Origin of the sequence: Curtobacterium sp. TC1 (genome assembly GCF_019844075.1) — a bacterium.
In the GTDB taxonomy this organism is placed as follows: Bacteria; Actinomycetota; Actinomycetes; order Actinomycetales; family Microbacteriaceae; genus Curtobacterium.
In genome coordinates this window covers 589,365-613,714 of sequence record NZ_CP081964.1, presented here as the reverse complement: position 1 = coordinate 613,714, position 24,350 = coordinate 589,365, and the positions used below count along the sequence as shown (strand labels likewise).

The following is a 24,350-nucleotide window of genomic DNA, read 5'->3' as shown; positions in this document are numbered from 1 at the left end:
CCGAGCAGCCCTCGGTACGCTCCGGGTCATGCCCCGAGCACCGCGTCGCGCCGCCGTGGCGCCGGCTCCGTCCGGCGGCCGTCGGTCCGGCGGCGTGGCCGGGGCGATCGGACGGGAGGCCCTGGGCGCGCTGGTCGCGCTGGCCCTGTCCGTCGTGGCCCTCCGCCACGTCGTCGCGACGGAGCGGGTCGCCTTGCTCTGGTACGACGGCGACTCGGTGCTGCTGCCGCTGGTGCACCGGTCGATGCAGCTCGGGCAGCCGTTCGAGTGGGCGATGTCCCCGGCGCTGTTCTTCTTCCCCGAGCTCCCCGTCTACCTGCTCTGCGCCCTCGTCACGAGCACCCCGCAGCAGGCGCTGGCGCTGAACGGGGTGCTCGTCCTGCTGGCCGTGTACGCGCTGGTGCGGGCGGCCGCGAACGAGCTCATGCCGTCGGCCGGGCGAGCGGCCCGCATCACGGTGTCGGCGGCCGCCGTGGCGTTCGTGACCCTGCTCGTGCTGACGGAGTCGTCGGCCACCGCGACGTCGCTCGAACTGGCGTCCCTGCTGCTCACGACGACGTACTACTACGGCGTCGTGCTGGCGATGCTCGGCACCGCGGTGCTCGTGCTCCGTGCCGTGCGGTTCGGGCGGGCGTCGGTCGTCGTGCTCGTGGTGCTCGGCCTGGTCGCGGTGTGCACGACGGCGTCGAACCCGCTGTACGTGCCGTGGTCCGCCGCGCCCGTGGTCGTCACGCTCGTGCTGCTGGCGGCGGTGCGCCGGGTGCCGTGGGGCCCCGCCCTGCTGCTGTCCGGCACCGTGACGGTCGGTTCGTTGGTCGGGTACCTGGCGCGGATCCCGCTGCAGCCCTTCGTGTCGCTCGACCCGGCCACGTACGTCCGACCGTCACGCGCGGTGGAGACCCTGCAGTTCTTCGCGGCCCTGACCGACGAGCGCGCCGGCACGGCCGCGGGCGACGCCGGACTGCTCCTGATGTTCGTCGGGGTGCTCGTCACCGTCGGCGGCACGGTCTGGGCCTGGCGGGTCCGGACCGCGCGCACCGTGCTCGTCGCCACCGCCCTGCCCCTGGTGACCGTCGTCGCGGCGTCGATCGGCGTCGTCGTCGTCGTCGGGTCGGAGACCCCGCGGTACCTCGAGCCCGTCGTCACCGCACCGCTGCTGGCCCTCGTCGCGGTGGCCGAGCTCACCCGCACCGCGGTCCGCCGCACCCGCGTGCACCGGCCGTTCCGCGGCGTCCGGGCCACCGTCGCGATCGCCGCCGTCGCCGTCCTCGCAGCCGGGGTCGCCACCGCACCGAGCACCGCGCACGCCGTCGCCACCGCCCGGTACACGCCGTCGTCCTGCCTCGACCGCTGGGCTGACGGACGGGCGGTCACCGGGGTCGGACAGTTCTGGACCGTGCGGCCCCTCGCGACGTACTCCGCCCGGAACGTGCAGCTGCTGCAGGTCCGCGACACCTTCGACACGTACCCGTGGCTGGTCGACCTCGGGGCGTACCGCGACGCCGACCCGACGTTCGTGGTGGTCGGGTCGCACGACCTGTGGACCACCGCGGTCGAGGACTCGCTCGGCGCCCCCGCGACGATCACGCACTGCACGGGGTTCGACGTCTACGACTACGCGGGGACCTCCGGCACCGAGGTGCTCCGACGCGACGTGGTCGGCAGCGCCGACGAGATCCGGCAGGAACGCGGGTTCTAGGAGTTGTCCACAGCGGCGCGTCGCCGTCCGATCTTCTCTGTACGGATGTATAGGCTCGTGCTCGATGTCTCGCCCCACCAGCCACCGCACCCCTCGTGCCTCCGTGCGCCTCCGCCTCGCCGTCACCGGCCTGGCACTCGCAGGCCTCGTCGGCACGGTCGTCGTCGATGCGCCCACTGCCCAGGCGGTCACCTACCCCACGTGGGATGAGGTCAAGAACGCCCGCGGCAAGGAATCCGCCAAGCAGGGGCAGATCACCGAGATCAAGGGCATCATCAGCGAGCTCGACGCCGAGGTCGAGGCCGCCCAGGCGAAGGCGAAGGAGCTCGGGCAGGTGTTCTTCGACGCCCAGTCCGATGCGCAGGACGCTGCCGAAGAAGAGCAGAAGCTCCGCGCGAAGGCCGACGAGCACGCGAAGGTCGCCGAGCAGAGCGCCGCGCAGGCCGGCCAGTTCGCCGCCCAGATGGCCCGCTCCGGCGGCGCCGACGTCACGACCTCGGTGCTGACCAAGGGCGACGATGCGCGCGACCTGCTCTACGACCTCGGTGCACTGAGCAAGCTGTCGGAACAGGCCGAGCGCGTCCAGGCCGCCGCAGCCGTCGACGCCGGCGTCACCCGTTCGCTCGAAGCCCAGGCCGACCGTGCCGCAGCGGAGCTCGAGCGGCTCGCCGCGAAGGCCGAGGCCCGCATGCAAGAGGCACAGGCCGCTTCCGACGCCGTGCAGACCGCGTACGACGAACAGCAGTCGAACAAGGCCCGGCTCGACGCCCAGCTCGCGACCCTGGTCTCCGGCCGCGTCCGCACCGAAGCCGAGTTCGCCAAGGGCGAGCGCGTCCGCAAGGCAGCCGAGGCGAAGGCCGCGCGCGAGGCCGAGGCCCGTGCCGCCCGAGAACTGGCCGCGGCGGCTGCGGCAGCGAACGCCGGCGGCGGATCGTCCGGAGGCGGTGGTGGCTCCGGCAGCAGCGGCTCGGGCAGTGGCGGCTCCGCCGGCTCGGGTGGCGGTCAGGGCTGGGTCCGTCCGGCCAGCGGCTACGTGATCAGCCCGTACGGCTACCGCGTGCACCCGATCTACGGCACCGTCATCAAGCACGACGGCACCGACCTGGCCAGCGGCTGCTCGACGCCGATCGTCGCCGCGTCGGCCGGCACCGTCGACTACGTCGGCTGGTACGGCGGCTACGGCAACTACGTCCGCATCAACCACGGCAACGGCGTCCAGACGGCCTACGGTCACATCGTCAACGGCGGGTTCCGGGTCAGCACCGGACAGCAGGTCTCCGCAGGGCAGCTCATCGCGCTCGTCGGCTCGACCGGCCAGTCCACCGGGTGCCACAGCCACATCGAGGTCCACATCAACGGCGCCACGACCGACCCGGTGCCGTTCATGTCCGCGCGGGGCGTCGCCTTCTAGCCCGCTCGATCGCACACCGACCGCCGCCCGCTCCCCGCGGGCGGCGGTCCGCTGTTTCTCCACAGCGCACCACGCAACATTTCACACTGAACTGCTGAAATGCTATGTTTCCCACAACGGCCAGTTGGATGGTGGGGGACGATGGGGATCGAGTTCGACGACGCAGCGGCGTCGCGGTTGGTCGATTGCGCGGTCGAGGTGGCACTCACGCTGCGAGCCAGCGCCGGACCGCGTCGGAGCACCGCCGAGGCCGCGCTCCTCGACTTCGACGGCGCGTACGCGCGACTGTTCGAGGCTGCTCGCGTGACGGAGTCCGCCGACCGCGTCCGGCTGGCGAAGGAGCTCGAGAGCTTGGCCGATCAGCTCCGCATCGTGCAACGGCAGGCGGACGAGGAACGGCAGCGATCGGCGGACCTGGCCGCGTGGCAGCGGCGCGAAGCCGACCGTGAGCTCGTGCGCATCGCCGGTGGCGTGCCGATGCAACCTGTGCTCGACTGGAGCAGCGCGGTCTTCGACCCGAAGCCGTCCAGCACACCGAAGCGCCCGTCACCGGTCTCCGCGACCTTCAGCGCCCGGACGCGCCAGCGCACCGGCGGTGGTCGCTCCGGCGGACGCAGCAGTGCCGACCCGACCAGGCTGCGGCAGTTCAGCGCGACCGCCCGCGCGCAGGACGCCTCGACGGAACAGGACATGGTCCGGGTGCGCAACGCCTGGACCGCGTTCACGAGCCGGTGCAGCTGGGTCCCCATCGACGGCGCGACGCTGCCGCGCGGGTTCGGCGACTACCTCGCCGAGAACGCCGAGGACGCGTCCTGGACCGACCGGGTCGCGGACGCCTTCAGCGCTGCCGGCGGGGGCTCCCTGGCGGACACCGCGCTCGACGCCGCCGCTGCCTCGACGCTCCCACCAGGGCTGCAGCGGCTGCTCGATTCGTCGCTGACCCCGGCCGAGGTCGCAGCGATCTGGGCAGCGCTCGGCTTCACCGACGCCGACGTCCGCGCGCTGCCGCTCACCACGCAGCTGCAGTTCGCGGGGCTCGACGGGGTTCCCGCCGCGCAGCGCGACATCGCATCTCGCGCAGTACTCTCCGCAGCCGTGCGGGATCCGGAGCGGCTGTACCGGCTGATGGGACTGGCCTACACCTACGGGGCGGTCAGCCTCGACGAGTTCCGGGAGCAGGTCATCGCGCTCCGTGACGGGCTCAACCGCGCTGATCAGCTCGCAGGTCGCCTGAAGGCGCCCTCGGCAGCGGTCGCACAGTTGGTCGGGTTCGGCGTCTCGAACGGCGCGCTCGTCGCCGCCGTCGCGCTCGGCGACCTGGACACGGCGTCCAACGTGACCGTCAACGTGCCGGGTGCGATGACCACGCTCGACAGCATGGGTGAGAAGGTCCGTGCCGCCAAAGGCCTTCTGGAAACCGCGTGGAAGCATCGACAGTCAGAGTCGTTCGCGGTCGTGTCGTGGATCGGGTACCGCGCCCCGGGCGTCATCGAGGTTCCGCGGCAGGATCGCGCGCACGCGGGCGGAGCGAACCTGGCGTCCTTCCTCGATGGCATCCACGACAGCCGCAGCACGGCCCCGCGGTCCGTGACCGTCCTCGGACACTCCTACGGCTCCACCACCGCGGCCGAGGCGCTCGCGCAGACCCGGCACCGCGTGGACTCGTTCGTCACGTACGGCTCGGTCGGGTTCACCGACACCACCACGCCCGAGCACCTCAACGTGGGCCGTGTCTACGCGACCGAAGGCGCAGAGGACCACACCGCGAGATTCGGGAGGATCGGACGCACCGATCCCCGCGACCTGCGCGACGTCGGGACGTTCAGCGCGGAAGCCGCCCCGGGCAGCAAGGCCGTCACCGGCCACGACATGTACCCGGACAGCGGCGTCGGCTACCTGTCCCGTGACGCCACGTCGCAGCACACGATCGCGAAGATCATCGCCACCGGGAAGCCATGATGAACACCATGCAATCGATGCTCCGCACCATCACGACGGCAGCCCTGGCGCTGGCCCTGCTGACCGGGTGCGCGGCAGGAGGAGACCAGATGCCCACCGACGCAGCCGGCCTGACCCAGGACGACGTCGCGGAGATGTCGCTCCACCAGGAGTTCGACGCCTTCCGGGACCACTACGACCACATGCAACGGCTCCTCAAAGAGGCACAGCTCCAGGTCCACGACGGCGAATGGGAATGGGGCGGCGGCGACGATCTGCCCGGGATAGGGGGTGATGGTGTCGCGCCGTTACCGGGCTCGGACACGAAGAACAGCTATGACATGAGCACCACCAGACTCTGGACCCCGCCCGGCGCGACCGACCAGCGGCGCGACCTGCAACCGATGATCGACTACTTCACCGAACAGGGCTGGACCATCGAACGCCGAACCATCACCGGCGACGAAGAAGTCTGGGCCACCACCGGCGACGGCTGGCAGATCCAGTACACCGCCCAGGAGAACGGCGACAACCCGATCACCGTCTACAGCGAGCCATTCTGGACCAACGACGGCAACGCCCTTTCGGATGCCATCTACGGACGCTCGACCGTAGCGTTCCCCGACCGGTCACTTCCGGGCGTGTTCCCGCCGTTCCCCTCCTGGAACGACCCGGTCGTCAACAAGCCCAAGATCTGACCGATGCTCCGCACCATCACGACGGCAGTCCTCTCCCTGGGACTGCTGACCGGGTGCGCAGCAGGAGGAGACCAGATGCCCACCGACGCAGCCGGCCTGACCCAGGACGACGTCGCGGAGATGTCTCTGCACCAGGAGTTCGACGCCTACCGCGACCACTACGACCACATGCAACGACTCCTGGAGGCCGCGCAGCTGCAGGTGCACGACGGCGAGTGGGAGTGGGGCGGCGGCGACCGCGTGCCGCTGATCGGTGGTGACGGCGTCGCGTCACTACCGGGCTCGGACACCGAGAACAGCTACGACATGAGCACCACCAGACTCTGGACCCCGCCCGGCGCGACCGACCAGCGGCGCGACCTGCAAGCGATGATCGACTACTTCACCGAACAGGGCTGGACCATCGAACGCCGAACCATGACCGGCGACGAAGAAGTCTGGGCCACCACCGGCGACGGCTGGCAGATCCAGTACACCGCCCAGGAGAACGGCGACTACCCCATCACCGTCTACAGCGAGCCGTTCTGGACCAACGACGCCCACGAGCTCCGGCGGGCCGTCGCAGGCCGTTCTCACGCCGATTTCCCTGATCAGTCGCTCCCGGGCGTCCACCCCGCCTTCCCTTCGTGGGACGACCCCATCGTCAGCCCACCGAAGATCTGACCCCGCCGACACGGCATGCCCCTGGGCACTCAGACGTCGTCGACATCGACGTTCCACAACGCCCGGTACCACGCAGTCCGCTCCGGATCGTCGGGCACCCCGTACGCCTCGTGGAACAGCGGCTCCCACCCGGGCCCGTAGTTCCACCCCAGCGCCATCGTCGCCACCGCCAGGTCGGCCCAGCGGTCCGCGACACCCGTGGCGTCCAGGTCGACGTGCCCGCTCCACCGGCCGTCGGCACCGATGAGCGTGTTGGGCGTGCACGGGTCTCCGTGGCACACCACGACGCGGTCACCGGGCGGCTCCGGGCCCAGGCGGTCCGTGTCGGCACCCGCCGCACGAGCACGGTCGAGCCGCGCCACGGTCGACCACGCGAAGGGGCAGTCGTCCACCGGCAGGGTGTCGTGGAACGCGCGGAGCCCCTCGCCGACCGCGATCACCGCGGTCCGGGGTTCGTCGTGCCAGCGGGGATCGACGGCACTCCACCCGGGGACGGCACGGGTGTGCAGCCAGACACCGTCGTCGTCCGCACCGTGGTCGAGCACCTCGGGCACCCGCACGTACCGCGACGCCCACTCGAGTCGCGCGGCCTCGTTGCCGATCCACCGGCCGTAGGCGTGCGGCAGGACCTTCACGAACTCGTCGGCGTGCTCGTCGGGGCCGATCCGGAAGGTCGTGCCGCCGATCTCGTTGTGCCAGACCAGGTCGACCTCGCGGCCCCGGGCGGCCGCGGCGACCACGCGCGGCACGGGGACGACGGCGTCCGGACCCGGTAACCCGCCGATCGACCGCACCACGACGGTCCTAGTGCACGCGGTCCGGGCGCGAGGACCCGGCCCCATCGCGCGCGATCTCGAGCAGGACCGGCAGGCGTTCGCCGAGCAGGGCGTCCAGGTCCGCCACGACGGCTTCCACCCGTTCGGTGACCTCGCGCGGCGACGCACCCCGGCGCGGACGCACCCGCACCCGGATCGCCCGGCCACCGCGGACGCGGTACACGTCGACCGCGAGCGAGGCCACCTGCGGCAGTCCACCGATCGCCGACGACAGCGCGTGCTGCACGGCCGTGGACTCCACCCGCACCGAACCGGCGACACCGTCGGCCGATCCGTCGCTCTCGACGACGGTGCCCTCGCGGCCACCGCCGAGCGTCGTCAGCACCACGATCGCCAGGATGCCGACGACGACCCCGCCGCCGAGCACCCACGTCCACGACAGCAGGGAGTCATCGCGTGACGTGTCCGTGCCGAGGCCCGCGAGCGCCTCGCCGGCCGTGCGCCACCAGGACGCCACGAGCGGCAGGCCCTGGGCGGTCTGCACCAGGATCGCACCGACCCCGGCGACGAGCAGGACGAGCCCGACGACGACGAGCGCCGTCCGGCCGAGCCCACGGTTGGTCGCGTTCATCCGTCCACCCGTCCGGTCGGCTGGACGCGCACCCGCGCGGCGAGGGCGGGGAGCGCGTCGATCGCAGCGAACTCGCGCTCGACGGCCTCGGTCGCGGCGACGGCGGGCACGTCGACACCGGCAGCCGGACGCAGCACGACCTCGACGGTCCGGCGGCCGACGGTGCCGACGGCGGCGTCCTGACCGAGCCGCGTGGCGGAACGGGCAGCACGCGCAGCGGCCGAGGCGAGCACCTCGTCGTCGACCACGACGGCGAGCCGGTCGGAGGACATCGCGTGGCGCGGGCGCCGCTGCGGCAGGACCCCCTGCAGCAGGAGCACCAGGCCGACGAGTGCGACGATGGCGGCGATCCCGACGACGAGCGTGGTGGCGAGGCCGTCGGGCGCGGCGAGGGCGGCGTCCACGACTGCGCGCGGGTCGACCCCGAGGACGTTCTGGTCGAGCAGCACCAGGGCACCGGCGAAGACGGCAGCGCCGGCGAGCACGAGGGTGACGAGCATCGCGATCACGACGGCACCGGACCGGGACACGTGGGTCTCGCGGCGGAGCAGGCGGCGGTACGTGGCGGCGTGACCGGCGGACGGTGCAGGACCGGCCTCGGGGACCGATGCGGTCCGGCCGTCCACGGCGGTCACCGGACCCTCCGCGGGACGTCGACGACCGACGACGCGAACGTCACGGTCACCCGGGACACCTGTCGGCCGGTGATGGTCCGGAGCCGTTCGGCGATCGTGCCGCGGGCCCGGTGCGCGCTCGTGACGACGGGTTCGTCGGGGACCGCGTGGCTCCCCAGCACGGGCAGGGTGAGCGGGGCGGTGATCTCGACCGCCAGCGCACCGCGACCGTCGTCCGCGACCCGGGCACGGACCTCCCGGAAGGCCACACGCAGCGCTTCGGAGGCGACCGCCTGCGCGGTGTGGACCAGGGCCGACGTGCCGATGCGGTCGGAGCCGGGGAGTCGCGCGCCGCTGTCGCCTGCCGTGGCGACGGCGGCGGCGGTCACGACGAGCTCCGGCGTCCGCGCAGCACGTCGACGAGACGACGCACGTCGACGTCACCGGCGACGATGCGGGCGACCAGGCCGCCGACCGCCATGCACACGGCGACGACGACGAATGCCCAGAACCCGAGGGTCACCGCGACGATCGCGAGGAGGGCCCCGACGCCCATCCCGACGACGGTGGCGTTCACCGGACCCGGCCCTCGCGGACGTCGCGACCGTCCAGGTCGTCGACCGTGCCGTTCAACGCAGGGATGTTCACGTCGTTGATCGCGATGTTGACCTCGGTGACCTCGAGCCCGACGAGCTCGGTGACGGCGTTCGTGACGGCTACGCGCACCGCGGTGGCGACGTCCATCATCGGCGTCGGGTAGTCCACGACGATCGTCAGGTCGACGGCGACCTGGGTCTCGCCGACCTCGACCCGGACCCCCTGGCCGAGCGCGCTCGAGCCGATGGCGTCGCGGATGGCGCCGAAGGCCCTGGCAGCGTTGCCGCCGAGGGCGAAGACGCCGGGGACGTCACGTGCGGCGATGCCCGCGACCTTGGCGACGACGGTGTCGTCGATGATCGTCTTGCCCTTGGCCGTGACCTGGGTGGTGGTGGTGCCGGTCGTCACGGTCCCGTCGACGCGGTTCGTCGTCGATGCCATTGCTGCCTCCGATGCGATCGATTCCTGGTGCTCCAGCGAACACCATCGTGCCGTACCCCGGCCGAGGATGGGCGTGCCGGTAGGTTCGATCCCATGCGCGTGGCGACCTGGAACGTGAACTCCGTCCGCACCCGAGTGGGGCGGATCGTCGACTGGCTGGTGCGCGAGGACGTCGACGTCCTCGGCATGCAGGAGATCAAGTGCAAGCCGGAGCAGTTCCCGGTGCAGGCGTTCGAGGACGCCGGCTACCACGTCGAGGCGCACGGCCTGAACCAGTGGAACGGTGTCGCGTTCGCCAGCCGGCTGCCGATGGAGGACGTCACCCGCGACTTCCCCGGCCAGCCCGGGTTCCTCAAGGGACACGAGGGTCCGGACCTGCCGGTCGAGGCCCGGGCCATCGGCGTCACCGTCGACGGCGTGCGGCTGTGGAGCCTGTACGTGCCGAACGGGCGCGAGGTCGGCGACCCGCACTACACGTACAAGCTCGACTGGCTCGCGCAGCTGGCCGACCGCACCGCCGAGTGGATCGCCGCGTCGCCGGAGACCCCGCTCGCACTCATGGGCGACTGGAACGTCGCGCCGCTCGACACCGACGTGTGGGACGTGCGGGTGTTCGAGGGGCACACCCACGTCAGCGAACCCGAGCGCGCCGCCTTCCGGGCGTTCGAGACGGCGGGGCTGCAGGACGTCGTCCGCCCGATCGTCCCCGACGGCTACACGTACTGGGACTACAAGCAGCTGCGCTTCCCGCGCAACGAGGGCATGCGCATCGACTTCGTGATGGGCTCGCAGGCCTTCGCCGACGTCGTCACCGATGCCTCGATCCACCGCAACGAACGCAAGGGCGACGCCCCGAGCGACCACGTCCCCGTGGTGGTCGACCTCGACCTGGACACGTCGCTCGACGACGACCGTCCGATGATCTTCTGACTTCTGTTACGTCCCGGGTCCGCCCGCGTTGAGCGGGGCGGGGGCCGGACGTAGATTTCCTGCACCGAACCCCTTCGAGAGCAGGTGAAGCCATGTCCCGCACGACGATCCTTCCCATCCAGCGCGTCATGGCGAACGCGGCCCCCGGCGCATGGCGCGACGGCATCGTCGTCGAGACCCGTCCCGCCGACGCCGTCGTGGTGTTCCTGGACGGCGGCGTGACCCAGCTCCGGGTGGCGGACGCCGACGGCTTCCTGTCGGTCGGAGACCCGGTCGCCCACCACCCGGTGGCGGAGATCCTCAGTGCCGGCGGTCGTCAGACCACGGCGCGCAGCGCGTAGCTCGGGCTCGTCGGCTCAGGCAGACATCGAGGCGAGCATCGCCTCGCACTTCGCGACCATCTCGTCGCAGGCCATGGCGCAGTAGCGGCACGACTCGTCCATGTCCATGTGCTTCCGGCACTCGGCGGCGCACATCGTGCCCATCGTCATCACGGTCATGAGCATCGCCTGCATGCTCGGCAGGTCCATGCCCGCCGGACGCATCATCATCCGCATGCCGGTGTCGGCCATCATCGCCGTGTTGGAGCACATCGCGGCGCAGGTCGCCATCTCGCCGCCCATGCGCATGTCGCTCGCGGAGCACATCGTCGCGGCCATCGACGCGGCGTTCATCGCCATCATCGTGTCCTGCATCAGGTCCGTGTCCATCTCCACGGGCATGTCCGTCATCGACATGTTCTTCATCATCGCCATCGTGTCCATCGGAGGTCTCCGTCCGTCGTGGTCCCGAGGCGGGTCCGCCCCGTGGACGCCAGCGTACGCGCGCCCCTCGGCCGACGCGGTGCACGCGACCCCACGGCGGACGGGAGGCCCGTGGCGGGCCCGCCACGGGCCTCCCGTCCGCCCCGCGGTGCGCCCAGGGCGCGCTACGGGTGCAGCAGCGCGGCGATCGCCACCAGGACGGGGACCGAGCCGATCGTCGAGATGAGCACCACGTCGCGGGCGACCGGGACCGCCGCGTCGTAGCGCTGCGCGTAGTTGAACACGTTCTGCGCCGCCGGCAACGCCGCCAGGGTGGTGAGCACGAAGACGTCCTGGTCGCCGAGCCCGAACACGAACCGTGCGAACACGTACGCGACCGCCGGCATCACCACGAGCTTGATCGACGACGCCACGATGACGTCCGTGCGGATCGCCGGGTCCCGCAGCGGCGCGGCACCGTGCAGGCTCATCCCGAACGACAGCAGGACGACGGGCACGGCAGCCGCGCCGACCAGCGAGAAGGGCTCGAGCACGGGGTCGGGCAGCGTGATGCCGGTCGCCGAGAACACCAGGCCGACCAACGAGGCGATGATGATCGGGTTCCGGAACGGCCCGGAGATCCGGCGTCCCCAGCCCCCCGCACCCGAGGTCGCGGCGTCGAGGATCGTCAGCGCGACCGGCGCGATGACGATGAGCTGCAGCAGGATCACCGGCACGACCGCGGTCGCCTGCCCGAGCACGTAGACGGCGACCGGCAGGCCGATGTTGTTGGCGTTCACGTAGCTCGCGGCCAGCGCGCCGACCGTCGTGGTGGTGACCGGGCGGCGCAACACGAAGCGGAAGACGGCCGCTGCGCCGAGTGCGACGACGACGGCGCTCAGCAGCGAGACCCAGAGCATCGGCGACAGCAGTGACTCGATGTCGGCGGATGCGATCGTGTGGAACAGCAGGCAGGGCATGAGCACGAAGAACGCGAGGCGGCTCATCACGAACTGCGCGTGCGGGCCGAGCAGTCCGATGCGCCCGACGACGTACCCACCGGCGATGATCGCGCCGATGATCGCGAAGCCGGTCAACACGCCACCCATCGCGTCCATCCTTGCACCATGTGACGTCGCTCAGGTCGGAAATGCGTTCGCATCGAATACCGTTGCAGGCACCATGACCTCGACGAACGCCGACACCCTCACCCGGTCCACCGACTCCAGCCAGCCCCTCGTGCCCCTGCTGGAAGAGCGTTGGAGCCCCCGTTCCTACGACGAGACCGCGACGATCTCGGACGAGCAGTTCGACGCCGTCCTCGAGGCCGCCCGCTGGGCCGCGTCGGCCATGAACTTCCAGCCGCGCCGGTTCATCGCCGGTCGTCGTGGCACCGAGACGTTCCGCAAGATCAACGAGAACCTGCTCGGCTTCAACGCCGCGTGGGCCTTCCGTGCCAGCGCCCTGGTCGTCGGCGTGCTCGAGACCGTGACCGAGGACGGCGACGAGCGTCCCTTCGCGCAGTACGACCTCGGCCAGTCGCTCGCCGCGCTCACCGTCCAGGCGCACGCCGAGGGCCTGCACGTGCACCAGATGGCGGGCATCGACGCCGCCGGGCTCCGCGCCGCGTTCGACCTGCCGGAGCGCTTCCTGCCCTTCACCGTGACGGCCATCGGCACCGTCGCGCACCCGTCGCAGCTCGACGAGAAGGCGGCCGAGCGCGAGGTCGCCCCGCGCACCCGCCTGCCGCTCGACGAGGTCGTCCTCGTCAAGGAGTAGCCCTCGGTACGAACACGCGGCCGCGTCCCCGCCGGGACGCGGCCGCTGCCGCGTAGAATGTCGTGACATGCAGCCCGAGATGAACTTCTACACCCGCAAGTGGGTCCGCCCCGAGGACCTGAACGCCAACGGCACCCTGTTCGGCGGCAGCCTGCTCCGCTGGATCGACGAAGAGGCCGCGGTCTACGCGATCATCCAGCTCGGCAACGGCAAGGTCGTCACGAAGTACATGTCGGAGATCGAGTTCGTGTCCTCCGCGAAGGAGGGCGACATCGTCGAGATCGGCCTCGTCGCCACCCGCTTCGGCCGCAGCTCGCTCACGATGCGGGCCGAGGCGCGCAACCTCTTCACGCACCGGAGCATCCTGACCATCGACGAGGTCGTGTTCGTGAACCTCGACGACGACGGCAACCCGGCGCCGCACGGCTACACCGACATCACGTACGACCGCGACCGGGTCCCCGCGACGCACCGGGCCTGACCGCGCGCGACCCCGCAGACATCACGCAGCAGTCCCCCGTCGTGGACCCAGCATGCGGCATGTGATCGGTGGCCTCTGGCAGGATCGGGGCATGACCACGCCCCGCCTCGTCGCCTTCGACCTGGACGACACCCTCGCCCCGTCGAAGTCCGCCCTCGACCCCCGCATGCTCGAGACCTTCGCGTCCCTGCTCGAGGTCGTGCCGGTCGCGGTCATCTCCGGCGGCAACTTCACGCAGTTCGAGCAGCAGCTCGTCACCCCGCTGCGCCACCGGGACGGCCTGACCCTCGACGACCTGCACCTGCTGCCGACGTGCGGCACGCGGTACTACCGCTGGTCCGACGACGACTGGGCCCTGCAGTACGCCGAGGACCTCACCGACGAGCAGAAGGCACGTGCCCTGGCCGCCGTCGAGTCCGTGGCGAAGGACGCCGGCTACTGGGAGTCCGAGACCTGGGGCGACATCCTCGAGGACCGCGGATCGCAGATCACGTTCTCCGCGCTCGGCCAGGCCGCGCCGGTGGACGTCAAGAAGCAGTGGGACCCGACCGGCGCGAAGAAGGACGACCTGCGTCGCCGCGTGCAGGCCGAGCTCCCCGACCTCGAGGTCCGGTCCGGCGGTTCGACGAGCGTCGACATCACCCGCAAGGGCATCGACAAGGCGTACGGCATGCAGCGTCTCGCCGAGATCACCGGCGTCGCGCTCGACGACATGCTCTTCGTCGGCGACCGGCTCGACCCCGAGGGGAACGACTACCCGGTGAAGGCCCTCGGTGTGCCGTGCCACGCGGTCGAGGGCTGGGAGGACACCAACGCGTTCCTGACCGAACTCATCCCGACCCTGCGCTGATCCTGCGCCGGGTCAGCCGAGGCTGCGGACGGACTCGATGAACGCACGGATCTTCGCCGGGTCCTTCACGCCGCGCTCGGACTCGACGCCGCTGGACACGTCGACACCGTCGGGGTCGAGCGCCTCGACCGCGGCGACGACGTTGGCGGGGGTCAAGCCGCCCGCCAGGATCCAGGCTTCGTCGATCGCACCCTCGATCGACGCGGGGTCGATCAGCCGACCGCTCCCCGGAACGGTGGCGTCGAGCAGCAGCAGGTCGTGGTCGTACGCGGCGCGCTGCTCCGGGGTCTCACGCAGGTAGTCCTCGGCCGCGATGGCCCGGATGGTGAAGAAGCCGGCGTCGCGGGCACGGGCGAAGTCGCTCGCCGCCTCGCCGCCGTGCAGCTGCAGGGTGGTGAGCCCGACCTCGGACGCGATGCCGACGACCTCGTCGATCTTCTGGTCGCGGAAGACCCCGACGGCGTCGATGCCATCGGGCAGCCGCTCGACGAGTTCCTTCGCCAGGTCGGCCGTCACGGTGCGGGGGCTGTTCGCGGCGAAGACGAACCCGACCGCGTCGGCGCCCGCGTCGACGGCGGCGTCCACGGTGTCGGGCGTCGACAGGCCGCAGATCTTGATCCAGCGCTGGTCGGTCATGCTGTCCATCCTGCCAGGGACCGCGGACGAACGGGACGCGCGGGCGACCTCAGTGCAGCATGCCCGCGACGTAGGCGGAGCCGCACGCGACCAACACGCCGAACGCCGCGAACGTGCCGACGAGGACGTTCCGCCGACGCCAGCGACGGACGGCCGAGAAGGTGCCGCGCTTCGCGTGCCGGTGAGCCGCACGGTGCATGCGGTGGTCGCGCTGGTGCTTGACCCGCTCCGGTCCGAGCGGCACCGGCCCGGTGATCTGGGTGGAGCCCCCACGCAGGGCGCTCGCGATCGCGACCGCGGTCGGACGGCGCTCCGGGTCACGGGCGGTCATCCGACTGAGCAGGTCGCGCCATTCCGAGGCGATGTCGTCGGGGATCTCGGGGTCGTGCCGCAGGCGCGCGAGTGCGGCCTCGATCAGGGTGCCGGAGTACTCCTGCTTGCCGGTGAGGGACTCGAGCAGCACCAGCCCGAGGGAGTAGACGTCGGTGGCGAAGCTGATCGGCTCACCGGCGACCTGCTCGGGGCTGAGGTACGCCGCCGTGCCGATGACCGTGCCGTCGTTCGTCAGGCGTGAACCGTCGACGAAGTGCGCGACACCGAAGTCGGTGAGCTTCACGGTCCGCGCGAACCCGGAGGACCCCTCGTCGCTGATCAGGATGTTGGCGGGCTTGACGTCGCGGTGCACGATGCCGCGCGAGTGCACGTAGGCCAGGGCGTCGGCCAGCTGGGCGCCGAGGTCGGCCACCTCGTAGTTGTGCAGGGCGCCCTCGGACAGACGGCGCAGCAGCGTCGTGTCGGCGATGAGCTCCATCACGATGAACCGGTGCGGGCCGTCCGGGAAGTCGTGCGTGCCGGCGTCGTAGAGCGGGATGAGCCCGGGGTGCGACAGCATGCTGAGCAGCCGGATCTCGCGCTCCTGGCGGACACGATCGGCCGTGGTCATCTTGTCCGGCGTCGCGAAGAGCTTCACGGCGACCGCGCGGTAGGTGTGCTCGTCGCGGGCTTCGTAGACGGTCCCCATGCCACCCGTGCCGATGAGCTTCACCAGGCGGTACCGGCCCGACAGGACCGTCTCCGTCCGCAAGCCGTCGAGCAGGGTCATGGTGTCCGTCGTTCCGTCTGGAGCCGCAGGTTCCGCAGCAGCTGCCGGCGTGTTGGCTCACGAGAAACGGTACGCGTCCGACCCCGCTTTTGGACGGGTGTTATGACATCGTGATCGGCGTACTTCCCTGTGTTCATGCGGATGCATCAGGGTACCGTTCGACCTCCGACCAGGGTGAGCGATCACGCAAGGAGGACAGCGATGGCACTGACGAAGGGTGACGAGGTGCACTGGAACACCTCGCAGGGACAGACGACCGGAAGACTCGTGCGGAAGCGCACCAGCGACTTCGAGTTCGACGGTCAGACGTTCAAGCCGACCGACGACGATCCGTACTGGATCGTCGAGTCGGAGAAGAGCGGCAAGCAGGCCGCGCACAAGGAGTCGGCGCTGACCAAGGCCTGACGGCGGAGCGACTCAGTCGCGGGCGGGCTCGGCGCGACGACGACCTCGTGCGCCCCCGCCCGCGGCACCGTCGCCGTCACCGTCCGCGCGGCGGTCCGCCCGCCAGCGTCGGAGGCGGCGGACCACGAAGGTCACCACGACGACCGCGATCGCGACGTAGAGCACCCGGTCGATCCACTCCGTGTACTGCTCGACGCGGTCGTACTGCGAGCCGAACGCAGCACCGAGCAGGACGAGTGCGCTGTTCCAGATGCCACTCGCGATGATCGTGAACACCGAGAACGTGCCGAGGTGCATGCGGTCCGCACCCGCGGGCAGCGAGATGAGGCTGCGCACGATGGGGACGAAGCGGCCGAAGAACACCGCGCTCTTGCCGTGCCGGTGGAACCACCCGGCAGCCTTCCGGAAGTCGTCCTCGTCGACCAGGGGGAGCTTGCCGAACCACCGCGTGGTGCGCTCGAACCCGATCTTCGCGCCGAGCCAGTAGAGCACCAGTGCGCCGAGGTAGGAACCGAGCGTCGCCAGCACGAGGACCAGCACGAGGTTCATCTGGCCGGCGCCGCCGAGGAACCCGGCCAGCGGCAGGATGACCTCGGACGGGATCGGCGGGAACACCGTCTCGACGAAGAGCATGAGCGCGACGCCCCACTCCCCCAGGGCGTCGATGACCTGGAGCACGAGGCCGGACAGCCCGCCCAGGTCCGAGGGCGCGGTGGAGTCGCCGCTGGCGACGGTCATGGTACGGGCGGTCACGGCAGTCGTCATGCCCCCAGCATCCCTGAACGCCCTGTCAGGACCCGGCACGGAACCTGAACGTCAGCCGAGTCCCATGTGCGAGGTCCGGACGTGGGTCAGCGACCGCGCGAGGGCACCTCGGGCAACGGCGTCCCGCCCGACCGTCGACGGCACGATCTCCACGGGGTGTCGGAGCTGCGGCGTGACCACCGCGGCGAGCGCCTCGGCGAACACCGGTGCCGCCGGCAGGACCTCACCCCCGATGACCACGACCTCGGGGTCGATGGTCGTGACGAGCTGCACGACACCCGGCGCCACGTCGTCCGCGAAGGCGCGGACGACCTCGACCGCCTCGGGGTCGGGACCGTCCGCACCGCCCTGACCCGGCGCAGCGCCCCCGCGCCCGGCCGCGGCGAAGACGGACTCGAGGTCGGTGTCGGACGCGATCCGGGCCTCCAGACGGGCCGGCGCACCGGGCCATCCCGTCGAGGCCAGGCCGCCCATCTCGCCGGCCGCACCGCGCGCTCCGCGCGCCAACGCCCCGTCGATGACGTAGGCCGCGCCGATCTGGCGACCCATCACCAGGTACAGGCCGTCCTGGACGCCGCGGAAGCGGCCCCACATCGCCTCGGCGGTGGCGGCGAGCTTGGCGTCGTTGTCGAAGAAGGTCGCGACCCCGGGGAACAGGTCCTGGATCCGGCCGGGCACGCGGCGCTCGACCCACTCCGGCACGGCGACCGTGTAGTCGATCTCGCCGGAGCGGTCGACGACGGCGGGGACGCCGAACGTGGCGGCGAGGACCGGCGACGCATCCGAGTCGGCCGTCAGGCGGCGGACCACGTCCTGCACGCTCGTCCACGCCTGCTCCGCGTCGGCGAGGTCCGCGTAGCGCTCCTCGACCCGGGTGAGGGTGACGCCGCGCAGGTCGGCGCGGATGCCCACGATGCCGTGCAGCCCGAGGTCGACGCCGAGCACGGAGCCGGCGGTGGCGTCCGCTGCGAAGCGCTTGGCCCGACGACCCGCCTTGTTCGGGGTGGCGATCGCCTCGGCCTCGGTCACCCAGCCCTCGTCGACCAGGTCCGCCAGCGCCGCCTCGACCGTGGGACGGGAGAGCCCGACGGTGCGGCTCAGCTCGGTCACGGTCCGCGACGCGTCATCGCGCAGGAGCTCGTCGAGGATGGCGCGGGAGTTCATGAGTCGGAGCACCCCCGGCGTCGTCCCCACGACACTCGGGATCGTTGACACGGTCTCGTCCACGGCCATAGCCTCCACATTACGAAAGATCATTGAGGAATGGTGGACTCCGACATGCTCATCCCACGACCGCGCCGCGCCGTGCCCGGCACCGGCGCCTTCGAGATCACCCCGTCGACCCGCATCGCAGCGGACGCAGCGAGCGAATCGGTCCGACTGTACCTGCAGCAGACGCTGCGGGCGTCGACCGGCCAGCCGGTCCGTGACGCGGTCGACGGCGCGACCGACCACGCCGGCGCCATCTCGCTGCGCGTCTCGGACGACCCCTCGCTGCCCGCCGGCCCACCGTCACCCGAGGGCGAACGCGCCGAGTCCTTCCGCCTGACCGTCACCACCGACGGCGTGGACGTCGTCGGTGGCTCGGCCGCCGGCGTCTTCTACGGCGTCCAGGCCTTCCTCCAGCTGCTGCCCGCCGACGTCCACCGCAGCGGCCGTGTCGGCACCGGGCCGTGGACGCTCCCCGCCACCGTCGTCGAGGACGCGCCGGCCTTCGCCTGGCGCGGCGTCATGCTCGACGTCGCCCGGCACTTCCGCACCAAGCACGAGGTCATGCGCGTCGTCGACCAGCTCGCGGCGCACCGGATCAACCGCCTGCACTTCCACCTGACTGAGGACCAGGGCTGGCGCATCGAGATCCGCAAGTACCCGCGACTGACCGAGGTCGGGTCGTGGCGACGCGAGTCGCAGGTCGGCGCGCACGTCCCCGACGCCGACGGCGTCCTGCACCCGGCCGCGTTCGACGGCCGACCGCACGGCGGGTACTACACGCAGGACGACATCCGCGAGATCGTCGCCTACGCGGCGGACCGGTTCGTCACCGTCGTCCCCGAGATCGAGACGCCCGGACACGTCCGCGCCGCACTGGCCGCGTACCCGTCGCTCGGCGTGCACCCCGAGACACCGGTCGAGGTCTGGACCGAGTGGGGCATCGCCGACGACGTCCTGAACGCCGACGACAGCACCGTCGACTTCTTCAAGGACGTCCTCGACGAGGTCATCGCGCTGTTCCCCTCGCGCTACATCGGCATCGGGGGTGACGAGTGCCCGAAGGTGCAGTGGGTCGAGGACCCCCGCACCCAGGAGCGCATGCGCTCCCTCGGCCTCGAGGACGAAGAGCAGCTGCAGGCCTGGATCATCGGGCAGCTCGCGGCGCACGTCGCCTCGCACGGTCGGCGGGCGTTCGGCTGGGACGAGATCCTCGAGGGCGGCACGCTCGACCCGTCGGCGACGATCGTGTCCTGGCGCGGCCTGACCGGTGCGCGGACGGCGGCGAAGCGCGGGCACGACGTCATCTCCTCGCCGGACGACCAAGCCTACCTGGACTACCGGCAGAGCGACCTGGCGACCGAGCCGATCCCGGTGTCGATCGTGCTGACGGTCGACGACGTGTTCGCCTTCGACCCGGTGCCGTCCGGCCTGACCGAGTCCGAGCGGGCCCACGTCATCGGCGGCCAGGGCAACATGTGGACGGAGCACGTCGACACCGCCCGGAAGCTCGACTACCAGCTGTTCCCGCGGGTCGCGGCACTGGCCGAGGCCCTCTGGTCGGCGGACGTCACCGGTCCGCGCGACGTCGCCGAGTTCCGCGGGCGGTTGGCCGAGCACACCGCGCGGCTCGAGGCGATGGGCATCGAGTACCGGCACGAGGCCGGGCCCTTCCCGTGGGAGCAGCGCCCGGGCGTTCCGGGGCGGCCGCACTCCCGCGAGGACCGCGCCGCCTACATCGACGCGATCACGGCGAACATCGCCGAGTAGGAAGCGCCGCGGGCGGGCGGGCGCTCGCGTCGAGGTTCCACGACTCGCCGCTCACTTCCGTCGAGGTTCCACAGAGGCCCGCGTGCGCCCGTGAGGTTCCGAGATCTTGGAACCTCACGGGGTGGGCGCGACCACGAACGGACGGGAGGCCCGGTGCCAGCTGACACCGGGCCTCCCGTCCGTCAGGTGGTGACGTCGACTACACGGCGACGGCCACGCGGTCGTCGGCCGTCTCGGACACGGCGGCGTCCGCCGCCGGGGCCCGACGCACGAACTTCTTCAGCCCGACCAGGACCAGCGCGGACACGATCGTGCCGGCCAGGATCGCGACGATGAACATCGCGACGTCGCCGATGGCGAAGAACACGAAGATCCCGCCGTGCGGCGCCCGCGAGGTCACACCGGCCGCCATCGAGATCGCACCCGTCACCGCGGCCCCGACCATCGACGCCGGGATGACGCGCAGCGGGTCGGCGGCGGCGAACGGGATCGCGCCCTCGGAGATGAAGGACGCTCCGAGCAGCCAGGCGGCCTTGCCGTTCTCGCGCTCGGGCTTCGTGAACCCCTTGCGGTACAGGACGGTCGAGGCGAGGGCCAGGGCGAGCGGCGGCACCATGCCGGCGGCCATCACGGCGGCCATGATCTCGAACGGCACGACGTTGGTGGCGGTGCCGGCACCGAGGCCCGCGACGGCGAACGCGTACGCCACCTTGTTCACCGGGCCACCGAGGTCGAACGCCATCATCAGGCCGAGGATGATGCCGAGCAGGATCGCCGAGGCGCCGGACAGCGAGTTGAGGAACTCGGTCAGCTGCGTCATCAGCCAGGCGATCGGGCCGCCGAGCACGAGCAGCATGAGGCCGGAGGCGATGATCGAGGCGAAGAGCGGGATGATCACGACGGGCATCAGGCCACGCAGCCAGCGCCAGGTCGGGATGCGCCCGATCCAGTACGCGGCGGCGCCGGCGATGAGGCCACCGATCAGACCACCGAGGAACCCGGCGTTCATGAAGACGGCGATGGAACCGGCGACGAAGCCGGGCGCGATGCCGGGTCGGTCGGCCATCGCGTAGGCGATGTACCCGGCGAGTGCCGCGACCAGGAACCCGAGCGACACGGAGCCGATCTGGAACGCGGCGGCGCCGAGGTAGTACCGGAGGCCACCCGACGGGAGGTCGAGCAGCGTCGAGTGCTGCAGCGTCCAGACGGCGTTGTTCACGCCGTCGTCCCCGTGGTCCAGCGCGATGCCGTAGCCGGCGAGCAGGAAGCCGAGCGCGATGAGCAGCCCGCCGCCCGCGACGAACGGGATCATGTAGCTGACGCCGGTGAGCAGCCAGCGCTTGAGCGCCTGCCCGAAGTGCTCGTTCTTGACGGTGGACTCGCCCTCGGCGGACGCTCCGCCCTGCACGCGTGCGGCGTTCGGGTCGTCCGAGGCACGGATGGCCTCGGCGATCATCTTGTCGGGCTCGTCGACGCCGCGCTTGACGGGGCCGGAGACGAGGGGCTTGCCGGCGAAGCGACCGCGGTCGCGGACGTCGACGTCGACCGCGAAGACGACGGCGTCGGCGCGGGCGATCAGGGCGGGGTCGAGGGGCTCGACCTGCGAGGAGCCCTGGGTCTCGACGTGCATCTCGGCGCCGGCGCGCTGCGCCGCGGCGACGAGGGCGTCGGCCGCCATGTAGGTGTGCGCGATGCCGGTCGGGCAGGCGGTGACGCCGACGAAGACCTTGCGGCCCGGCGCGGGTGCGGGAGCCGGACGGGAGGCACTGCTCGCCGTCCCGACGCCGGCTTCGGACACCTCGCCGCTCACCTCGCGGTCGACGAGCTGGACGATCTCGTCCGGGGTGGCTGCGGCGCGCAGGGCGGCGGTGAAGTCGTCGCGGATGAGCGCGCGGGCCAGGGTCGACAGGACAGTCAGGTGGTCCTTGTCGGCACCTTCGGGCACGGCGATCATGAACACGATGTCGGCGTCGCCGTCCGGGGCGCCGAACGACACCTTCCGGGCGAGACGCGAGAACGCCAGGGTCGGTTCGGACACCGACGCCGAACGGGCGTGCGGGATCGCGATGCCACCGGGCACGCCGGTGCCGACGCTGGCCTCGCGCTTGATGGCGTCCTCGGCCAGGACGGCGCCGTCGGCGGCACGGCCGGTCGCGGCGACGCGGTCGGCGAGGACGCGGATGACGTCGGCCGAGGTGGCACCGAGGTCCTCGTCGAGGCCGACGAGCTGGGCGCTGATGAGGCGCGGACTCGAGTCTGCGGACATGTGCTTGCTCCTTCGCAATGGCGCTGGTCGCGCGGGTCGTGCGGGTGTTCGGGGAGTGGGGGGCTGGCTGCGGGGTGTTCGGGCTGGGCGTCAGGCGGGCTCGGGTGCCGGGTGCGTCGTGAGCACCCGGACCGAGATCGCCGTCGGGTCGGTGTGGTCGAGGGCGGGCACGTCGCTGCCGGGCAGGGCTGCGGCGGCGGCTCCGGTCGCGACGGCCTGGGCGAGGCGCTGCTCGGGTGACGCTCCGGCCACCTCGGCGAGCAGGTAGCCGGCGAGCGAGGAGTCCCCGGCGCCGACGGTGGAGCGGGCGACGATCCGCGGTGCCGCGGCGGCGAAGGCCCCCTCGCCGGAGACGAGGACGGCGCCGGCGCTGCCGAGGGTGAGCAGGACGGCGTCGACGTTCCGGTCGCGCAGGCGCTGCGCGGCGGCCACGGCGGCGTCGAGGTCCTGCTCGTAGGTGTCCGGGTCGCCACCGACGACCTCGGCGAGCTCCTCGGCGTTCGGCTTGACCAGGTCGATCCGCTCGCCGGACTGCAGCAGGGCGGTGAACGGGACGCCGGACGAGTCGACCGCGATCCGGACGTCCTCACCGTGGCGCGCACGGACGGCACGGACGAGCACGGCGAGCGCGTCGTCGGGCAGCCCTGGCGGGAGCGATCCGGCGAAGACCACCCAGCGGGCGGCGGGGCCGGTGGCGGTCGCTGCCGCGGTGTCGGCGACCAGGGACGCGAGGTCGTCCAGGCGGCCGGCGAGCGAGGGACCGGGCTCGTTGAGCTTCGTGGTGGTGCCGGTCGGCTCGGTCACGGTGACGTTCGAGCGGAGCGGCGCGCCGATCGGCAGTGCGGCGGTCGGGATGCCCCGGGTGGCCAGGCCGAGCAGCACCGGGTCGAGCTCGTCGCCGGGCAGGACGGCGATCGTGTCCCCGCCGCTCGCGACGACCACCCGGGACACGTTCACGCCCTTGCCGCCGGGCTCCGCGGTGGAGCGGGTGGCGCGCTGGACGGCGCCGCGCTGCAGTTCGCCGGAGAGCTCGATGGTGCGGTCGAGGCTCGGGTTCGGGGTGACCGTGACGATGCGGCGGTTCATGCGACGACCACCTCGACGTCGGCGTCGGTCAGGGCGCCGGCGAGGTCGGCCGGCGGCGCCTGGTCGGTGACGAGCGTGTCGATCTCGTCGAGTCGGGCGAAGCGCATGAGGGCTTCGACCCCGTGCTTCGCGGCGTCGGCGAGGACCACGGCGCGGCGGGCCGCGAGGACGTACGCGCCCTTGACGGCAGCTTCGTACTCGTCCGGCGTGCTCAGCCCGAACCCCGCGGACAGACCGTTCGTGCCCACGAAGGCGATGTCGGGCCGCAGCGCGCCGATCTGCTCGACGGTGGCGGTGCCGACCGCGGCGCTCGTGACCCCACGCACCCGGCCGCCGAGCAGGTGCAGCTCGACGTGCTCGCTGTGCTGCAGGGTCGCGGCGATCGGCACGGAGTTCGTGATGACCGTGAGGGTCGCGCCGGCGGTGGCGGGTTCCCACCGTGCGAGTTCGGCGGCGACGGCGGCGCACGTGGTGCCCGCGTCGATCGCGATCGAGCCGGTGAAGGTCGAGGGCACCAGGCGCATCGCAGCGCGGGCGATCTCGGACTTCGCGGAGCCGTGCTGGCCCTCGCGCTCGGCGACGGAGAGTTCGACGACGCTCGAGCGGCCGATCGGGACCGCTCCCCCGTGCACGCGGCGCAGCACCCCGGCGGACTCGAGGGCGTCGAGGTCGCGGCGGACGGTCTCGGTGGTGACGTCGAAGTGCTCGGCCAGGTCGGCGACGGAGACCCGGCCGGCGTCCTGCAGCGCTGCTGCGATCGCGTCGTGCCGCTCGGTTGCGTACATGCCCGAACTCCTTCGTTCCCGTGGGTTTCAGGAACCATAAGCCACAAACCCACACAAACACAACCACCCCGCCAT

The 24,350-nt window shown here is 71.7% G+C and carries 27 protein-coding genes; 12 read left to right on the top strand and 15 right to left on the bottom strand.

What is annotated here, in order from left to right:
• Nucleotides 1–28: 28 nt before the first annotated feature.
• The 5 genes from KZI27_RS04080 (at nucleotide 29) to KZI27_RS04060 (ending at nucleotide 6,409) form a co-directional block, all read left to right on the top strand.
• Nucleotides 29–1,699, top strand: coding sequence for a hypothetical protein (locus tag KZI27_RS04080; protein ID WP_222659425.1), 1,671 nt, complete (start codon nucleotides 29–31; stop codon nucleotides 1,697–1,699).
• A gap of 64 nt (nucleotides 1,700–1,763) precedes the next feature.
• The gene (locus KZI27_RS04075) at nucleotides 1,764–3,110 is read left to right on the top strand and encodes a M23 family metallopeptidase (protein WP_222659424.1); all 1,347 of its coding nucleotides are present in this window, start codon (nucleotides 1,764–1,766) and stop codon (nucleotides 3,108–3,110) included.
• Between the two features lie 141 nt (nucleotides 3,111–3,251).
• Nucleotides 3,252–5,069, top strand: a complete 1,818-nt coding sequence (locus KZI27_RS04070) for an alpha/beta hydrolase (RefSeq protein WP_222659423.1) — start codon at nucleotides 3,252–3,254, stop codon at nucleotides 5,067–5,069.
• Nucleotides 5,070–5,086: 17 nt separating this feature from the next.
• Complete coding sequence (locus tag KZI27_RS04065; RefSeq protein ID WP_222659422.1) at nucleotides 5,087–5,746, top strand: hypothetical protein; 660 nt, start codon at nucleotides 5,087–5,089, stop codon at nucleotides 5,744–5,746.
• A gap of 3 nt (nucleotides 5,747–5,749) precedes the next feature.
• Nucleotides 5,750–6,409, top strand: coding sequence for a hypothetical protein (locus tag KZI27_RS04060; RefSeq protein WP_222659421.1), 660 nt, complete (start codon nucleotides 5,750–5,752; stop codon nucleotides 6,407–6,409).
• Between the two features lie 29 nt (nucleotides 6,410–6,438).
• Here KZI27_RS04060 and KZI27_RS04055 read toward each other — a convergent pair whose 3' ends face one another.
• Genes KZI27_RS04055 through KZI27_RS04030 form a run of 6 tightly spaced genes read right to left on the bottom strand, consistent with a single transcriptional unit; the run spans nucleotide 6,439 to nucleotide 9,468 of the window.
• The gene (locus KZI27_RS04055; RefSeq protein ID WP_222659420.1) at nucleotides 6,439–7,206 is read right to left on the bottom strand and encodes an aminoglycoside 3'-phosphotransferase; all 768 of its coding nucleotides are present in this window, start codon (nucleotides 7,204–7,206) and stop codon (nucleotides 6,439–6,441) included.
• A gap of 7 nt (nucleotides 7,207–7,213) precedes the next feature.
• Complete coding sequence (locus KZI27_RS04050) at nucleotides 7,214–7,816, bottom strand: hypothetical protein (protein ID WP_222659419.1); 603 nt, start codon at nucleotides 7,814–7,816, stop codon at nucleotides 7,214–7,216.
• Nucleotides 7,813–8,451 carry a hypothetical protein gene (locus KZI27_RS04045; RefSeq protein WP_222659418.1) on the bottom strand — a complete coding sequence of 213 codons (639 nt, stop codon included), beginning with the start codon at nucleotides 8,449–8,451 and terminating at the stop codon, nucleotides 7,813–7,815. The genes KZI27_RS04050 and KZI27_RS04045 overlap by 4 nt, the downstream gene beginning before the upstream one ends.
• On the bottom strand, nucleotides 8,448–8,819 hold the full coding sequence (locus KZI27_RS04040) for a hypothetical protein (protein ID WP_222659417.1): 372 nt from the start codon (nucleotides 8,817–8,819) through the stop codon (nucleotides 8,448–8,450). The genes KZI27_RS04045 and KZI27_RS04040 overlap by 4 nt, the downstream gene beginning before the upstream one ends.
• Complete coding sequence (locus tag KZI27_RS04035) at nucleotides 8,816–9,007, bottom strand: DUF2273 domain-containing protein (protein ID WP_111086173.1); 192 nt, start codon at nucleotides 9,005–9,007, stop codon at nucleotides 8,816–8,818. The genes KZI27_RS04040 and KZI27_RS04035 overlap by 4 nt, the downstream gene beginning before the upstream one ends.
• Nucleotides 9,004–9,468: an Asp23/Gls24 family envelope stress response protein gene (locus tag KZI27_RS04030; RefSeq protein WP_222659416.1), complete on the bottom strand. Its 465-nt coding sequence runs from the start codon at nucleotides 9,466–9,468 to the stop codon at nucleotides 9,004–9,006. Before KZI27_RS04030 ends, KZI27_RS04035 begins: the two co-directional genes overlap by 4 nt.
• 93 nt (nucleotides 9,469–9,561) lie before the next feature.
• On the opposite strand from KZI27_RS04030, the gene KZI27_RS04025 reads away from it, so the two are divergent.
• Both KZI27_RS04025 and KZI27_RS04020 read left to right on the top strand, forming a co-directional pair.
• A complete protein-coding gene (locus KZI27_RS04025) occupies nucleotides 9,562–10,398 on the top strand; it encodes an exodeoxyribonuclease III (RefSeq protein ID WP_123310434.1) in 837 nt (278 codons plus the stop codon).
• 92 nt (nucleotides 10,399–10,490) lie between these two features.
• Entirely contained in the window at nucleotides 10,491–10,739 is a 249-nt protein-coding gene (locus KZI27_RS04020; protein ID WP_131921332.1) for a nuclease, read from the top strand.
• 15 nt (nucleotides 10,740–10,754) lie between these two features.
• On the opposite strand, the gene KZI27_RS04015 is transcribed toward KZI27_RS04020, so the two are convergent.
• Together KZI27_RS04015 and KZI27_RS04010 are read right to left on the bottom strand one after the other, a co-directional pair.
• Complete coding sequence (locus tag KZI27_RS04015; RefSeq protein WP_222659415.1) at nucleotides 10,755–11,162, bottom strand: aldehyde dehydrogenase; 408 nt, start codon at nucleotides 11,160–11,162, stop codon at nucleotides 10,755–10,757.
• A 164-nt stretch (nucleotides 11,163–11,326) separates the two neighbouring features.
• Complete coding sequence (locus KZI27_RS04010) at nucleotides 11,327–12,250, bottom strand: AEC family transporter (RefSeq protein WP_222659414.1); 924 nt, start codon at nucleotides 12,248–12,250, stop codon at nucleotides 11,327–11,329.
• A gap of 73 nt (nucleotides 12,251–12,323) precedes the next feature.
• Here KZI27_RS04010 and KZI27_RS04005 point away from each other — a divergent pair, with 73 nt between their 5' ends.
• The 3 genes from KZI27_RS04005 to KZI27_RS03995 all read left to right on the top strand — a co-directional run bounded on the left by KZI27_RS04005 (nucleotide 12,324) and on the right by KZI27_RS03995 (nucleotide 14,251).
• The gene (locus tag KZI27_RS04005; RefSeq protein WP_111086179.1) at nucleotides 12,324–12,920 is read left to right on the top strand and encodes a nitroreductase family protein; all 597 of its coding nucleotides are present in this window, start codon (nucleotides 12,324–12,326) and stop codon (nucleotides 12,918–12,920) included.
• 67 nt (nucleotides 12,921–12,987) lie between these two features.
• Entirely contained in the window at nucleotides 12,988–13,401 is a 414-nt protein-coding gene (locus KZI27_RS04000; protein WP_111086180.1) for an acyl-CoA thioesterase, read from the top strand.
• A 91-nt stretch (nucleotides 13,402–13,492) separates the two neighbouring features.
• The gene (locus KZI27_RS03995) at nucleotides 13,493–14,251 is read left to right on the top strand and encodes an HAD-IIB family hydrolase (protein ID WP_222659413.1); all 759 of its coding nucleotides are present in this window, start codon (nucleotides 13,493–13,495) and stop codon (nucleotides 14,249–14,251) included.
• A gap of 12 nt (nucleotides 14,252–14,263) precedes the next feature.
• Here the strand turns inward: KZI27_RS03995 and KZI27_RS03990 are convergent, their stop codons facing one another.
• Nucleotides 14,264–14,887, bottom strand: a complete 624-nt coding sequence (locus KZI27_RS03990; RefSeq protein ID WP_222659412.1) for a phosphoribosylanthranilate isomerase — start codon at nucleotides 14,885–14,887, stop codon at nucleotides 14,264–14,266.
• Between the two features lie 49 nt (nucleotides 14,888–14,936).
• Complete coding sequence (locus KZI27_RS03985; protein ID WP_222659411.1) at nucleotides 14,937–15,989, bottom strand: serine/threonine-protein kinase; 1,053 nt, start codon at nucleotides 15,987–15,989, stop codon at nucleotides 14,937–14,939.
• Nucleotides 15,990–16,190: 201 nt separating this feature from the next.
• Here KZI27_RS03985 and KZI27_RS03980 point away from each other — a divergent pair, with 201 nt between their 5' ends.
• Nucleotides 16,191–16,394, top strand: a complete 204-nt coding sequence (locus tag KZI27_RS03980) for a DUF2945 domain-containing protein (RefSeq protein WP_222659410.1) — start codon at nucleotides 16,191–16,193, stop codon at nucleotides 16,392–16,394.
• Between the two features lie 12 nt (nucleotides 16,395–16,406).
• On the opposite strand, the gene KZI27_RS03975 is transcribed toward KZI27_RS03980, so the two are convergent.
• On the bottom strand, nucleotides 16,407–17,159 hold the full coding sequence (locus KZI27_RS03975; RefSeq protein WP_261784083.1) for a DedA family protein: 753 nt from the start codon (nucleotides 17,157–17,159) through the stop codon (nucleotides 16,407–16,409).
• A gap of 51 nt (nucleotides 17,160–17,210) precedes the next feature.
• Nucleotides 17,211–18,386 (bottom strand): ROK family transcriptional regulator, encoded by a 1,176-nt coding sequence (locus tag KZI27_RS03970; RefSeq protein ID WP_222659409.1) that lies wholly within the window; start codon nucleotides 18,384–18,386, stop codon nucleotides 17,211–17,213.
• 36 nt (nucleotides 18,387–18,422) lie between these two features.
• Between KZI27_RS03970 and KZI27_RS03965 the strand changes: the two genes are divergently transcribed.
• Nucleotides 18,423–20,138, top strand: a complete 1,716-nt coding sequence (locus KZI27_RS03965) for a beta-N-acetylhexosaminidase (RefSeq protein WP_222659408.1) — start codon at nucleotides 18,423–18,425, stop codon at nucleotides 20,136–20,138.
• Nucleotides 20,139–20,337: 199 nt separating this feature from the next.
• On the opposite strand, the gene KZI27_RS03960 is transcribed toward KZI27_RS03965, so the two are convergent.
• From KZI27_RS03960 to KZI27_RS03950, 3 genes are all read right to left on the bottom strand, one after another.
• Nucleotides 20,338–22,404 (bottom strand): fructose-specific PTS transporter subunit EIIC, encoded by a 2,067-nt coding sequence (locus KZI27_RS03960; protein ID WP_222659407.1) that lies wholly within the window; start codon nucleotides 22,402–22,404, stop codon nucleotides 20,338–20,340.
• A gap of 90 nt (nucleotides 22,405–22,494) precedes the next feature.
• Nucleotides 22,495–23,490 (bottom strand): 1-phosphofructokinase family hexose kinase, encoded by a 996-nt coding sequence (locus KZI27_RS03955; protein WP_222659406.1) that lies wholly within the window; start codon nucleotides 23,488–23,490, stop codon nucleotides 22,495–22,497.
• The gene (locus KZI27_RS03950) at nucleotides 23,487–24,275 is read right to left on the bottom strand and encodes a DeoR/GlpR family DNA-binding transcription regulator (RefSeq protein ID WP_222659405.1); all 789 of its coding nucleotides are present in this window, start codon (nucleotides 24,273–24,275) and stop codon (nucleotides 23,487–23,489) included. The genes KZI27_RS03955 and KZI27_RS03950 overlap by 4 nt, the downstream gene beginning before the upstream one ends.
• Nucleotides 24,276–24,350 lie beyond the last annotated feature (75 nt).

Excerpts from the sequence above, each read along its gene's own strand:
- KZI27_RS03975 (WP_261784083.1), bottom strand. The coding sequence starts at position 17,159 with ATGACGACTGCCGTGACCGCCCGTACCATGACCGTCGCCAGCGGCGAC.
- KZI27_RS03965 (WP_222659408.1), top strand. The coding sequence starts at position 18,423 with ATGGTGGACTCCGACATGCTCATCCCACGACCGCGCCGCGCCGTGCCC.
- KZI27_RS03985 (WP_222659411.1), bottom strand. The coding sequence starts at position 15,989 with ATGACCCTGCTCGACGGCTTGCGGACGGAGACGGTCCTGTCGGGCCGG.
- KZI27_RS04075 (WP_222659424.1), top strand. The coding sequence starts at position 1,764 with ATGTCTCGCCCCACCAGCCACCGCACCCCTCGTGCCTCCGTGCGCCTC.
- KZI27_RS04050 (WP_222659419.1), bottom strand. The coding sequence starts at position 7,816 with ATGAACGCGACCAACCGTGGGCTCGGCCGGACGGCGCTCGTCGTCGTC.
- KZI27_RS03950 (WP_222659405.1), bottom strand. The coding sequence starts at position 24,275 with ATGTACGCAACCGAGCGGCACGACGCGATCGCAGCAGCGCTGCAGGAC.
- KZI27_RS03990 (WP_222659412.1), bottom strand. The coding sequence starts at position 14,887 with ATGACCGACCAGCGCTGGATCAAGATCTGCGGCCTGTCGACGCCCGAC.
- KZI27_RS04065 (WP_222659422.1), top strand. The coding sequence starts at position 5,087 with ATGCTCCGCACCATCACGACGGCAGCCCTGGCGCTGGCCCTGCTGACC.
- KZI27_RS04030 (WP_222659416.1), bottom strand. The coding sequence starts at position 9,468 with ATGGCATCGACGACGAACCGCGTCGACGGGACCGTGACGACCGGCACC.
- KZI27_RS04015 (WP_222659415.1), bottom strand. The coding sequence starts at position 11,162 with ATGGACACGATGGCGATGATGAAGAACATGTCGATGACGGACATGCCC.
- KZI27_RS04080 (WP_222659425.1), top strand. The coding sequence starts at position 29 with ATGCCCCGAGCACCGCGTCGCGCCGCCGTGGCGCCGGCTCCGTCCGGC.
- KZI27_RS04020 (WP_131921332.1), top strand. The coding sequence starts at position 10,491 with ATGTCCCGCACGACGATCCTTCCCATCCAGCGCGTCATGGCGAACGCG.
- KZI27_RS03980 (WP_222659410.1), top strand. The coding sequence starts at position 16,191 with ATGGCACTGACGAAGGGTGACGAGGTGCACTGGAACACCTCGCAGGGA.
- KZI27_RS04000 (WP_111086180.1), top strand. The coding sequence starts at position 12,988 with ATGCAGCCCGAGATGAACTTCTACACCCGCAAGTGGGTCCGCCCCGAG.
- KZI27_RS03960 (WP_222659407.1), bottom strand. The coding sequence starts at position 22,404 with ATGTCCGCAGACTCGAGTCCGCGCCTCATCAGCGCCCAGCTCGTCGGC.
- KZI27_RS04005 (WP_111086179.1), top strand. The coding sequence starts at position 12,324 with ATGACCTCGACGAACGCCGACACCCTCACCCGGTCCACCGACTCCAGC.
- KZI27_RS04070 (WP_222659423.1), top strand. The coding sequence starts at position 3,252 with ATGGGGATCGAGTTCGACGACGCAGCGGCGTCGCGGTTGGTCGATTGC.
- KZI27_RS03995 (WP_222659413.1), top strand. The coding sequence starts at position 13,493 with ATGACCACGCCCCGCCTCGTCGCCTTCGACCTGGACGACACCCTCGCC.
- KZI27_RS03955 (WP_222659406.1), bottom strand. The coding sequence starts at position 23,490 with ATGAACCGCCGCATCGTCACGGTCACCCCGAACCCGAGCCTCGACCGC.
- KZI27_RS04060 (WP_222659421.1), top strand. The coding sequence starts at position 5,750 with ATGCTCCGCACCATCACGACGGCAGTCCTCTCCCTGGGACTGCTGACC.
- KZI27_RS04010 (WP_222659414.1), bottom strand. The coding sequence starts at position 12,250 with ATGGGTGGCGTGTTGACCGGCTTCGCGATCATCGGCGCGATCATCGCC.
- KZI27_RS04025 (WP_123310434.1), top strand. The coding sequence starts at position 9,562 with ATGCGCGTGGCGACCTGGAACGTGAACTCCGTCCGCACCCGAGTGGGG.